Source organism: Paenibacillus sp. NPDC058174 (assembly GCF_042883865.1).
Classification (GTDB): domain Bacteria; phylum Bacillota; class Bacilli; order Paenibacillales; family Paenibacillaceae; genus Pristimantibacillus.
Genome location: NZ_JBHVUY010000010.1, coordinates 1 through 11464, shown reverse-complemented (window position 1 = coordinate 11464; position 11464 = coordinate 1). Strand labels below are relative to the sequence as shown.

Here is an 11464-nt window from a genome sequence, read left to right as displayed (position 1 = left end):
ATCGAATATCTAGGTATAAGTATAGCGCAGTGCCCCATTTTCTGACAACCCTTATCCCTCTGAAAATATAAAAAAGCCGCAGACTATGGGGCTGACAGCTGTCTCCTAAACAGTGGTCAGTCCCATACCTGCGGCCCTCTCATAAAAATCTATTATTGCTTAGGAGCGCAAACGCCGTCTGTACAAGCCGCGTCGTCGCCTTCATCGCCGCCAATAACCGTTAGAGGCTTGCTCTCCTGATAAGCCTGCTGTACGGCTTGGAGGAATACCTCACTTGGCTGTGCCCCGGATACCGCATACTTGCGGTCAATCACGAAGAACGGAACCCCGCGAACACCAAGCTGGCTCGCTTCCTGCTCATCTGAACGCACTTCTTGCGTATAGGTAGGGCTCTTGAGCGCTTCCAGCGCCTCGCTGCGTTCAATGCCTACTTCAACCGCCAGATCAGCCAGCGTATCATGATCACCCAAGTGCTTGCCTTCTGTAAAATAAGCCTTGAACAGCCGCTCAGCCATCTCCTCGCGTTTGCCGGATTTCGCCGCCAAATGCGTCAGACGATGCGCGTCGAATGTATTCGTCAGCACCATTTTATCCATATGATAGTCCAGACCCAGTGTGCGGGCTTGTTCCGTCAAGTTGCGGTTGTTAGCCTCCGCTTGCTCGCGGCTCATGCCGTATTTTTTGGACAGCATATCATTCACATCATAATCGACATCGCGCTTTGCGTTTGGATCCAGCTCGAAGCTGCGAAATTCTACCTCTACATCATCTCGGTGAGCGAATTGCTCCAGTGCGCCTTCCAGCCGCCGTTTGCCTATATAACAGAAGGGACATGCAAAATCGGACCATACTTCGATTTTCATGCAGCACCATCCTTTGCTTTTTAGTATGAATTAAATGTAACATACTTTACTTTTTAAAGCTACCTGACTTACAGCCCGCTTTGCGCCTTCAGCAGCTTTGTCAGATCCTCAAGCTTAACGGCATCCGTCGGAAGCTCATGTGTAAATGTCGGTGTCTCGCCAACGGCTGAGTACTCGATATCGATATGCAGATTCAGCTTCAGCGCCTCTCCGCTTTCTTTATCCGTATAGACAGCGTTAATAATCTGGGATTGATACGACAAATAATCGCCGGTAATCGCACCCGTCACGGATACTTCCTTCACCTTCAGCTGCTCTTTGAGCGTATCCTGAATTTGAGCCTTATTCGTCTCCAGATCCGCCTTCCGCTTCTCCACATCCTCTTTCTTCAGCTGGAAGGTATCCAGATAAGCTTCGTTAGAAGCTAGAATGCTGTAGAGCTCCGGCAGCACTTTGCCTACAATCGTCTCAATGGAAGAAGAATAATTGCTGTCGTCAATGGCGAAACGCACGACCTGATCGGCTGTTATACCTTCCGGAAGCCCGGCCTCATCGGATTTCACCTTGCTAAAGTAATTTTTCTCGTCAAAATGCTTCAATAGCAAGCCATTCAGCTCATCCATCAGCTTCATTTGCGCACCCAAATCAAGGGCTGCTGCATTTTGCTGCTGCGCAGCCAAAGCTTCCATATCAATCTCAATATATTTGCCCAAAATCGTATTTGGAAGCTTAAGCAGTGGTATTGCCGGAATTTGAACGTACATTTTTTCATTGCTGATTAGAATAGGTACTTTAACCGTTAAGCCTCCCAGAACAATATTCAGCTCCATATCGGTCCGCAGCGGCTCTTTCTGGTACACCGTATTAATCTTCAGGGTGGCGCCCTTCAGCATGCCGGCAATTCCCGCTGCGATGGCCTGATTAGGCTTACCAGCCGTGCTGGCAGGAAGCTGCAGCTCATCAATGCCGATCGTTATCGCTTGTGTATAACTGTCGGATTCACTTGTTTTTTTGATCGCATTCTGCAGCGCTTGCTTTGGCGAACCACTCGAGCTGCAGCCTGCAATTAGAAATAGAACGGCCGCTAAGAGTAACACAGCCATCCGTTGCCCATTTTTCATATTCGTAATGTCCTCCTCGTCGCTTGTCCAATACCTCCATTCTATAACAATTGATTTTGATTTAGTAGTAACAATATAAACCGAACAATCCCGCTTCAGCGAACTGAAACGGGATTGCAGGAAGTCTTATTTATAGAAAACGCCGATTAACCCTGAGGGTTGTTATGGTCGACATGGTTGCGCTGCTTTGTCTTTTTGGAGCCAGACAAAGGCTCTTGTTGATTTCCGCGATGCTTCTGTCCGCCTCCGCCCCCATTGCCGTCCGCATCTGGAACGGGAACGCTTTTCGGCTTGCCCATCTACACTACCTCCTAAATAAATGAAGATGATAAATTAATTGCGCTGATGCTTTAAATCCGTTGGCTGGTCGTGGTTGATCGCGTCCTGGTTGCGGCGGTCATTGACATCCTGCTGCAATTGCTGCGCATGATGGCTGTTTACCGGCGTTTGTGCCAGATCCTCCACAACGTTGGATAAATTTTTATCCACAGATCCCTTCGCCTTGGTCATCTTTATTCAGCTCCTTATGCGTGCGTTAACTGCTGCAGCGCCTGCGCACATTCATGCAGATGCCTAGTATAGTCTTGAATGAGCTGTTGAATGGTCTCCGTACGTTCGTCTACCGATACATGATCCTTCTCCACATCCACAAGCTCGACGCGAACTTCGCGGCTATCCACATATTGCACCTTAAAATCAAGGGAATAAGCTTGCCGGCCTGCGATTTCAATCGTCACGCGAAGAGCGGAGGAGTCCGATTCGTCGGCTTTTACCTCACATTGATCCGATTGCTGTACCCGTTCGGGCAGTGTACGCTGCCACGCATCCACCAATTGCTGCTGATCGATACGAAGCTCATCTTGTTTCGCCATTGTTAGCACCTCCCGTATTTAAGATGCGGCAATCCGAAATGATTTATGCGATACGCCCCGTAAAGTTATCCACATAGTTACGCACATTTTATTAAGTTTATCCACATTTTTAAATATTTTATCCCCAACCTGTGAGGAAAAATAAAAAAAGCGTCCGGGACTATCCCCAGACGCTTGGCTGATTGAATGAAATGGCGGAGAGGAAGGGATTCGAACCCTTGTGGGCTTGCACCCTAACGGTTTTCAAGACCGCCCCGTTATGACCGCTTCGGTACCTCTCCGTAATGAAACCGTAACAGAATATATTGTACCACAGGCTAAATTCGAGAAGCAACTCTTATTTAGCCTGTGGACAAAAATTGTTTTTAACCGCGTGGTTGAATCGACGTCAGTCCGCCCATGTATGGACGAAGTACTTCCGGTACGATAATCGTTCCGTCGGCTTGCTGGTAGTTCTCCAGAATAGCGGCAAACGTGCGTCCTACTGCCAGTCCCGAGCCATTCAGCGTGTGCACGAACTCAGGCTTGCTCTTTGGCTCGCGGCGGAAACGAATGGCCGCACGACGTGCCTGGAAGTCCTCTACGTTCGAACACGACGAAATCTCGCGGTATGTGCCTGCGCTAGGCAGCCATACTTCAAGGTCGTACGTCTTTGCAGCTGTAAAGCCCATATCGCCCGTGCAGAGCGCCAGAACGCGGTATGGCAGTCCCAGCAGCTGAAGTACTTTTTCCGCGTTCGCGGTCATTTTCTCCAGCTCCTCATAGGAATCTTCAGGCTTCGCCAGCTTGATCAGCTCCACTTTGTTGAACTGATGCTGACGGATCAAGCCGCGTGTATCGCGGCCTGCAGCGCCTGCTTCCGAGCGGAAGCACGAGCTGTACGCGACAAAATGCTTCGGCAGCTCGTCAGCCGACAAAATCTCTTCCCGGTGAAGGTTCGTTACCGGAACCTCAGCCGTAGGAATGAGGAAAAAGTCGGATTCCGCGATTTTGAACAGGTCCTCCTCGAACTTCGGAAGCTGGCCGGTACCGATCAAGCTGTCGCGATTCACAAGGTACGGAGGCAGAACCTCTTCATAGCCGTGCTGATCGCTGTGCAGATCCATCATGAAGCTGATAAGCGCACGCTCCAAACGTGCCCCAAGTCCGCGATAGAACGTAAAGCGCGAGCCCGTCACTTTGCCTGCACGCTCGAAATCGAGAATGCCAAGCTCCTGCGCCAAGTCCCAGTGCGCTTTAGGCTCGAAGTCGAATGTCGTCTGCTCGCCGTGACGGCGAATTTCGACATTGTCCTCCTCCGAAGCGCCTACTGGTACGCTGCTATGCGGCAAATTCGGGATCGCCAGCATAATATGCTCGATTTGAGCCTCCAACTCGCGAATCTCATCGTCCAGCTCTTTAATGCGGTCGCCTACCTCGCGCATTTCCACGATTAGCGCGTCCGCATCACCGCCTGATTTTTTCAGCTTGGCGACTTCTTGAGAAACCGTATTGCGGCGGTTTTTCAAATTGTCCGTCTCCACCAGCAAATCGCGGCGTTTCACATCAATTTCGTTAAATCCGGTGATCAGGTCCAGCGAAGCGCCGCGGTTTTTCAGCGCCTGCTCCACCTGTTCATATTCGTTGCGCAACCATTTGACATCCAACATGAACTTTGAACCCCTCTCTCTTAGCGGCTCGCTGCCGCTTCTTTCACCATGTCGACAAAATAAGCATGCAGGCGGAAATCGTCCGTAAGCTCCGGATGGAAGGAAGACGCCAGCAGATGCCCTTGTCTAGCCGTCACGATCTCGCCCTTGTACGTAGACAACACGTCTACGTTTTTGCCGACTTCTTTAATAAGAGGGGCGCGGATGAATACCGCTCTTACCGGCTCATCGATGCCTTTAATGTCCAGATCGGTCTCGAAGCTTTCACGTTGACGGCCAAAAGCGTTGCGGGCAACGATCATATCCATCAATCGCAAATGCGCATCCTCTTGTCCTTCAATGCGGTCGGCAAGAATAATCAAGCCCGCGCAAGTGCCGAACAGCGGCTTGCCTTGCTCTGAGAACGACTGAAGAGCTTCTAGGAAATTATATTTTCTAATCAGCTTGCCAATCGTCGTGCTTTCGCCGCCCGGAATGACAAGTCCGTCTAGTTCGTCGAGCTGCTCCATTCGTTTAACGGCGACCGCTTCCGCGCCCGCCGCCTCCAAACTTCGCATATGCTCTGCTACCGCGCCCTGCAGCGCCAGTACCCCTATTTTCATATGCTTACACGCCTTTCTAATCGCCGCGTCTATTAAATACCGCGGTCCTGCATACGCTGCGAAGCTTCCAGCTTCGAGATTTCAATGCCTTTCATCGGTGCGCCCAGGTTTTTGGACACTTCCGCGATCAGCTTGTAGTCTTGGTAATGCGTAGTTGCTTCTACGATTGCGCGAGCGAATTTCTCCGGGTTGTCGGATTTGAAAATACCGGATCCAACGAATACGCCGTCAGCGCCCAGTTCCATCATCAATGCCGCGTCAGATGGCGTAGCTACGCCGCCTGCTGCGAAGTTAACAACCGGCAGCTTGCCGCTCTCGTGTACGTTCAGCAGCAGCTCGTAAGGAACGCCCAGAACTTTCGCTTCGTTGTATAGCTCGTCCTTCGACAAAGCTTGTACTTTACGGATTTGACCGTTGATCAAGCGAAGGTGACGAACAGCCTCAACGATGTTGCCTGTTCCTGGTTCACCCTTCGTACGAAGCATAGCCGCGCCTTCTTGAATACGGCGAAGCGCTTCGCCAAGGTCTTTAGCACCGCATACGAACGGTACTGTAAATTCGTTTTTGCTGATATGGAATACTTCGTCGGCAGGAGTCAGAACTTCGCTCTCGTCGATATAGTCAACGCCCATTGCTTCAAGCACTCTTGCTTCAACAATATGTCCGATACGGGCTTTCGCCATAACCGGGATGGAAACAACTTTCATGACTTCTTCCGTTACCGTTGGGTCAGCCATACGGGCTACGCCGCCTGCTGCACGGATGTCGGAAGGTACGCGCTCAAGAGCCATAACGGCTGTTGCGCCTGCTGCTTCCGCAATTTTCGCTTGCTCGGCGTTCATAACGTCCATGATGACGCCGCCTTTTTGCATTTCTGCCATACCGCGTTTTACGCGCGAAGTTCCTGTTTCCATGCTGATGAATCCTCCTCAAAATGTGGCGCAGCCCCGTCGGCCTCGGCTCGCAGGCTTGCGCTTATTAAAATGTATAAGTATCGCCACTTATTCTAACCATTAATTTTACAGGAAGGCTCACCAATCGACAACCCTAGATTTCCCTGCCTGCCTTGAATTAGAACAGATTTACGATCCCGTTGAACAGACCGGAGAAGAAGCTGCCGATGCCGCGGAACATCAATTTGAACCAGCCGGCTTTTTTCACATCTTCCGATGCAATCAGATTGATTGTTTTATCCAATTCCTTGCCTTGATCATCCGTGTACTTGTACGTAACGGTACCAACCTTTTGGCCGGCTTTAATTGGCGCTACAAGCTCGTTCTCGCTCATAATCTGGTTGCCTGCCAGCTCGATCTTCGGCTGCGTGCCTTTCTTCACCGTGAAAGTAATATCGGACTCGGTTACGACTGGCACCGTCTTGCTTGCGCCTTTCTTAATCTTAACCGTTTTGACCGATTCTACCACGGATTTCGCCGCAACGACCGATTTCTTCTCGAACGTGTTGAACGCGTAATTGTACAGCTTCGCCGTTTCATTGAAACGGGCAGCCTTCGATTTCGTGTTCATAACGACGCTGATATAACGCGTGTCGCCGCGTTTAACTGTACCAGTGAACGTATAGCCCGCTGCAGAGATGTAGCCCGTCTTCATGCCGTCTACACCGTCATAAGCGAAAGCTTTCAAGTTAGTGTTGTTCTTGTTGGAACCGAGCATCCAGTTCAGGTTGTACATCGGTTTTTTGTCACGCGGGCGGAACTTGTGCTCCTGCAGGCTGGAGTATTCCAGAAACTCAGGGTGCTTCTTCAGAATCGTCTGCGCCAGCTTAGCCATATCGCGAGCCGAAATGATCGTCGTATCCGACAAACCCGTCGCGCTTGTGTAGTTTGCTGTCGTTAATCCGAGTTCTTTTGCCGTTTCATTCATTTTTTCGACAAAACCTTGCTCGCTGCCTGCGATTTGAGATGCAAGAGCAATCGTAGCATCGTTAGCCGACTGGATAGCCATTGCTATATATAGTTCCTTTACTGTATGCTGGTCGCCTTGCGCCAGATAGATTTGAGATCCGTCGGGCGGCGTGCTGGCCGCTTCCTGGCTTACAGTAACGATGTCGTCCCAAGATAAATGTTTCTGCGTAATTTCCTCAAGTACGATGTATTCCGTCATCAGCTTCGTCATACTTGCCGGAGGACGGGGCGCGTCTGCATTTACTTCATAGATGGCTTGTCCGGAATCCGCATCGATTAGAATAGCGGAGCTCACTTCCAAACCTAGTGAATTGTCTACCCATTCGCCGCCAGGCGTATCTGCTGCACTAACAGCTCCTCCTACTGAGAATACCGCTAACCAGACCGCCATAAACGCGACTGCAACCGACCTCATTTTGGGCGGGCTAATCTTTGCCTTCAACATTCCTCTCCCCTTTTCTCCTCAAGTTTGTCGTTGTTAATTGTATCACATGCGAGAGGGTGAGAGAAACCTGAATAGAATGAGAATATTGGAAGTATTGCGCGGGTGAATGCTGCTAAATAGACATGAAAAAAGCAGATAATAGGCAATACGGCTTAACCGTATCGTCTATCATCTGCCGTTACTCCTGTTTATCAGGTCATTACAGCGAATAGTTAGGAGCTTCTTTCGTAATTTGCACGTCATGCGGGTGACTTTCGCGAAGTCCGGAGCCCGTGATGCGAATGAATTGCGTCTCATTCTTCAATTGCTCCAGGTTCGAAGTGCCGCAGTAGCCCATGCCGGAACGCAATCCGCCGAGAAGCTGGTGAACGGTATCCGCGAGAGGACCTTTGAAAGGAACGCGGCCTTCAATGCCTTCCGGAACGAGCTTGCTCTCGTTCTCTTGGAAGTAACGGTCTTTGCTGCCTTCCTTCATCGCGCCCAGCGAGCCCATGCCGCGGTATACTTTAAAGCTTCGGCCTTGGAAAATTTCCGTCTCGCCCGGGCTTTCGGCTGTACCTGCGAACAGACTGCCGATCATGATCGCACTTGCCCCAGCTGCGATAGCCTTCGTAATGTCGCCGGAATACTTGATGCCGCCGTCAGCGATGACCGGAACGTTGTACTCGCGTGCAACTGAAGCGCAATCGTAGATTGCTGTAATTTGCGGAACACCGATACCTGCGATTACACGAGTCGTACAGATCGAGCCTGGACCAATACCGACTTTAACGACGGAAGCGCCAGCTTCGATCAGGTCGCGTGTCGCTTCACCAGTTGCTACGTTGCCGGCAATGATCGTCAGTTCCGGGAACTTCGCGCGCAGCTTGCGAACCGCATCGATGATGTTAATATGATGGCCGTGAGCGGAGTCTACGACAAGTACGTCGATGCCAGCTTGTACAAGCGCTTCAGCGCGGTCCGTCGTATCTTTGCCAATGCCTACTGCAGCACCGCAAAGCAGGCGTCCTTGCTTGTCTTTAGCCGCATTAGGGAATTGGATTGCTTTCTCGATATCTTTAATCGTAATAAGTCCTTTAAGCGTGTTGGACTCGTCTACGAGTGGAAGTTTTTCGATTTTATGCTTTTGAAGCAGCACTTCTGCTTCTTGAAGTGTCGTACCGACAGGAGCCGTTACCAGATCCTTGCGAGTCATAACTTCGTTGATCTTGATGGAATAGTCGTGAACAAAACGCAGGTCGCGGTTTGTCAAAATACCGACCAGTTTCCCTTCAGCATCCACAATTGGAACACCGGAGATACGATATTTGCCCATCAGCTCTTCGGCATCATACACATGATGCTCTGGCGTGAGCGAGAACGGGTTCGTAATAACGCCGCTTTCTGAACGTTTTACGCGATCGACTTCTTCTGCTTGTTGTGCGATAGACATGTTCTTATGAATAATGCCGATTCCGCCCTCACGAGCGATTGCAATCGCCAAAGCCGCTTCGGTTACGGTGTCCATTCCTGCGCTAATAAGTGGAATGTTCAGTTTAATGCTCCCGCTAAGCTGAGTTGAAATGTCTGATTCCCGTGGCAGCACTTCTGACTTCCTTGGAATGAGCAGTACGTCATCGAATGTTAAGCCTTCTTTGGCGAATTTCGTTTCCCACACGAGTATGTTCCTCCCTTTGTATATCTTGCCTCTACGTATATTATTGCAATATTAGCAGAGGGGGTAGGGGCTGTCAAGGCTGTACGAAGGCAGTTTGCGCAGCGCTGCGGCTCAATTGGAGCCCCATCCTGATATTAGAAAAAATCGATTAAAAACGGCGTTTTAACCGGAATTCTCGCTTCCAAAAAACGGATGGAGGACTCGTCGCCTGCTACTCTTCCATGCCGGTTCAGCTCGCTCGGCCGCATATAGCTGTGCAGCATGGCCGTCAAGCTCCCGATGTCGGTGTGTATGCGAAGCGGTTCTTTTTCGCCGGATGCCGTTGTATCCGCCTTCGGAATTTTGACAACCTTAGCGGTTCCGTCTGTCTGAATGTCCAGCTTATAGACGCCTGCATTCCATGGTGCATGCTCATCTGTAAGCTCGATTAGTATGGAAGAAGGCTCACCTTCTTGGGCCTCCGTAAATGCATATTGCGATAGAAAAGCTTCAGCATCTACGATTCTAGCCATGAAATACGGCTCAATCTCCTGCTTGATTCTCGGGTTTGGCAGCAAGAAGGCGAGTCGGTCATCGACCGGAACCACAGCCTCCGCACGTTCGATCATAGAGTCATGCTGCCCCAAGTAGGACCAGAGCGCACGCGCCGCCTCTTCCGTCAGCGTTACGAATTCATGAATTTTCAATTCCTTCTGCTTCACATCATAGAGAACGTAGCCTTGCGGGGCTTGATCCCCTCCGTAATAGACGGCTGTCTGACCCGGCTTGCGGCGTTTAACGCGATCCGTCCACCAGGCCTCCGTGCGCTCCAGCATCCCGTTGTATCGGCGGGCGTAGGCATTATATAGCTCGTTAAGCAGCGGAATATTATCACTAAGCCTTTCGATTCGGCCGGCATAGTCCTCGCGTTTTGGCATAAGCGCCGCTTCTATTTTGTATCGCTTATTATCCGTATAAAGCTCCCAGCCAAATTTCCGGTAAAAGCCTATGGCAAAGGGCGCGAGATACGACAGCGTTTGGCCTTGCTCTTTCATGTGGAGAAGCGAAGTACGCAACAGCTCTGCAACCAGTCCTTGCCTGCGGTATTCCGGCCATGTAGCAACTCCTGCTACGCCGCCTACGGCAAAACGCTTGCCGCCCACGTATGTATGCAGGGTAAGCAGCGTCAGATTCGCAGCGTATTTGCCATCAACAAATGCGCCCCAGCGAACCGCCGGCTCATGCTTATAGCGCTCGCGAGCCTTTTCTTTCTCCTCAGGCGTCATCGTAAACTGAAACGCAAACTGTGATAGCTCCATACCCTCATCAAAGTGACTTGCTTCAAGCTCTCTAATTTCGATTGGCACGTCGAACAGCCTCCTTCAGCATTCTTGTAAGCTGATTATGGCATAGTGCGCTATGCCGTCACAACTCAATAGCTAAAAACATGCCTCCGCTGTTGCCTATAACACACTAAAAAACGCTGCAGCATGCCTTCGTTGCAGCCTTTAACACACTAAAAAACACTGCAGCATGCCTTCGCTGCGCGAAACAGCCCATGCTGCCGTTCTTGCTTCCATCCCCCGCCGCTAACCCGGCTCCAACATCCAATGAAGCTTCAAAAAGTCATCATGGGCTCGTTTCGCTCCGCTTCTGCCTTTAAACACACTAGTTCCTTTTAAAGACAGCTTGCTGGCTTACTCTACCGTTTTCACGCTCATCGGGCGAACAAAATGTAAAAGTGCAGTTTGTTTAGTTCAAATTCGGCCAATATGGGCATCAACATGCAAAAGTGCAGTTTGATCCGCGTTTTAGAGGCCATTTCGGCGATTTTAGCCCCTTTCACCTGCACTTTTACATTTTGAAGGTGGATATCGGGGTTTTTAGCTCAATCAACATGTACTTTTGCATTTTGATAGGACTTAAGGATCTTCGGTAAACACATTCTGCCTACATATGCGAGCAACGTCGGTTTTCGGAGAGAGAATCAGCGCATTTGGTTACTTTGTAGAGCTCTTACTAGAGCGCTTAGGAGGTAGGGTAGATGAAGGAGCAGCTAAAGATATCGAATCCTTCCACTGCATCCCGATGGAGAGGATAGAGCGCTTCTCTGGTTTAGCGATAGCGATAGGGTCAGGGTTAGGATTAGGATTAGGGTTGGAAGGTTTAAGGCATAGAGGTTCTAGCAGTCGGTGAGACTTGTGGGAGCAAAGTTTGTGTTCTGTGTGTTATCTAAACAACAAAAAACCTGCCGCAATCATGCGGCAGGCCTCTCGTGCTTGGCGACGTCCTACTCTCCCAGGACCCTGCGGTCCAAGTACCATCGGCGCTGGAGGGCTTAACGGTCGTGTTCG

At 50.4% G+C, this 11464-nt stretch carries 11 protein-coding genes, 1 tRNA gene and 1 rRNA gene; all 13 read right to left on the bottom strand.

The window, feature by feature from the left end; genetic code table 11:
• Nucleotides 1-152 precede the first annotated feature (152 nt).
• The gene (locus ACFVVF_RS26700; RefSeq protein WP_387815984.1) at nt 153-863 is read right to left on the bottom strand and encodes a DsbA family oxidoreductase; all 711 of its coding nucleotides are present in this window, start codon (nt 861-863) and stop codon (nt 153-155) included.
• Nucleotides 864-931: 68 nt separating this feature from the next.
• A complete protein-coding gene (locus ACFVVF_RS26695; RefSeq protein ID WP_387815982.1) occupies nt 932-1984 on the bottom strand; it encodes a hypothetical protein in 1053 nt (350 codons plus the stop codon).
• Between the two features lie 146 nt (nt 1985-2130).
• A complete protein-coding gene (locus ACFVVF_RS26690) occupies nt 2131-2283 on the bottom strand; it encodes a small acid-soluble spore protein P (RefSeq protein WP_387815980.1) in 153 nt (50 codons plus the stop codon).
• Between the two features lie 34 nt (nt 2284-2317).
• Entirely contained in the window at nt 2318-2494 is a 177-nt protein-coding gene (locus ACFVVF_RS26685; protein ID WP_387815978.1) for a hypothetical protein, read from the bottom strand.
• Between the two features lie 14 nt (nt 2495-2508).
• Entirely contained in the window at nt 2509-2856 is a 348-nt protein-coding gene (locus tag ACFVVF_RS26680; protein ID WP_387815976.1) for a hypothetical protein, read from the bottom strand.
• A gap of 192 nt (nt 2857-3048) precedes the next feature.
• A tRNA-Ser gene (locus ACFVVF_RS26675) sits at nt 3049-3137 on the bottom strand.
• An 84-nt stretch (nt 3138-3221) separates the two neighbouring features.
• The gene (gene serS / locus ACFVVF_RS26670) at nt 3222-4505 is read right to left on the bottom strand and encodes a serine--tRNA ligase (RefSeq protein ID WP_387815974.1); all 1284 of its coding nucleotides are present in this window, start codon (nt 4503-4505) and stop codon (nt 3222-3224) included.
• Nucleotides 4506-4525: 20 nt separating this feature from the next.
• Nucleotides 4526-5107, bottom strand: coding sequence for a pyridoxal 5'-phosphate synthase glutaminase subunit PdxT (gene pdxT / locus ACFVVF_RS26665; RefSeq protein ID WP_387815972.1), 582 nt, complete (start codon nt 5105-5107; stop codon nt 4526-4528).
• A 32-nt stretch (nt 5108-5139) separates the two neighbouring features.
• Nucleotides 5140-6021 carry a pyridoxal 5'-phosphate synthase lyase subunit PdxS gene (gene pdxS, locus ACFVVF_RS26660; protein WP_042170906.1) on the bottom strand — a complete coding sequence of 294 codons (882 nt, stop codon included), beginning with the start codon at nt 6019-6021 and terminating at the stop codon, nt 5140-5142.
• Between the two features lie 157 nt (nt 6022-6178).
• A complete protein-coding gene (locus tag ACFVVF_RS26655; protein WP_387815970.1) occupies nt 6179-7474 on the bottom strand; it encodes a D-alanyl-D-alanine carboxypeptidase family protein in 1296 nt (431 codons plus the stop codon).
• A 199-nt stretch (nt 7475-7673) separates the two neighbouring features.
• A complete protein-coding gene (gene guaB, locus ACFVVF_RS26650; protein ID WP_387815968.1) occupies nt 7674-9131 on the bottom strand; it encodes an IMP dehydrogenase in 1458 nt (485 codons plus the stop codon).
• A gap of 134 nt (nt 9132-9265) precedes the next feature.
• Nucleotides 9266-10477, bottom strand: a complete 1212-nt coding sequence (locus ACFVVF_RS26645; protein WP_387815966.1) for a GNAT family N-acetyltransferase — start codon at nt 10475-10477, stop codon at nt 9266-9268.
• Between the two features lie 910 nt (nt 10478-11387).
• Nucleotides 11388-11464, bottom strand: a 5S ribosomal RNA gene (gene rrf, locus ACFVVF_RS29240); the annotation flags it as partial.

Excerpts from the sequence above, each read along its gene's own strand:
- ACFVVF_RS26690 (WP_387815980.1), bottom strand. The coding sequence starts at position 2,283 with ATGGGCAAGCCGAAAAGCGTTCCCGTTCCAGATGCGGACGGCAATGGG.
- ACFVVF_RS26680 (WP_387815976.1), bottom strand. The coding sequence starts at position 2,856 with ATGGCGAAACAAGATGAGCTTCGTATCGATCAGCAGCAATTGGTGGAT.
- pdxT (WP_387815972.1), bottom strand. The coding sequence starts at position 5,107 with ATGAAAATAGGGGTACTGGCGCTGCAGGGCGCGGTAGCAGAGCATATG.
- ACFVVF_RS26700 (WP_387815984.1), bottom strand. The coding sequence starts at position 863 with ATGAAAATCGAAGTATGGTCCGATTTTGCATGTCCCTTCTGTTATATA.
- ACFVVF_RS26685 (WP_387815978.1), bottom strand. The coding sequence starts at position 2,494 with ATGACCAAGGCGAAGGGATCTGTGGATAAAAATTTATCCAACGTTGTG.
- serS (WP_387815974.1), bottom strand. The coding sequence starts at position 4,505 with ATGTTGGATGTCAAATGGTTGCGCAACGAATATGAACAGGTGGAGCAG.
- ACFVVF_RS26655 (WP_387815970.1), bottom strand. The coding sequence starts at position 7,474 with ATGTTGAAGGCAAAGATTAGCCCGCCCAAAATGAGGTCGGTTGCAGTC.
- ACFVVF_RS26695 (WP_387815982.1), bottom strand. The coding sequence starts at position 1,984 with ATGAAAAATGGGCAACGGATGGCTGTGTTACTCTTAGCGGCCGTTCTA.
- pdxS (WP_042170906.1), bottom strand. The coding sequence starts at position 6,021 with ATGGAAACAGGAACTTCGCGCGTAAAACGCGGTATGGCAGAAATGCAA.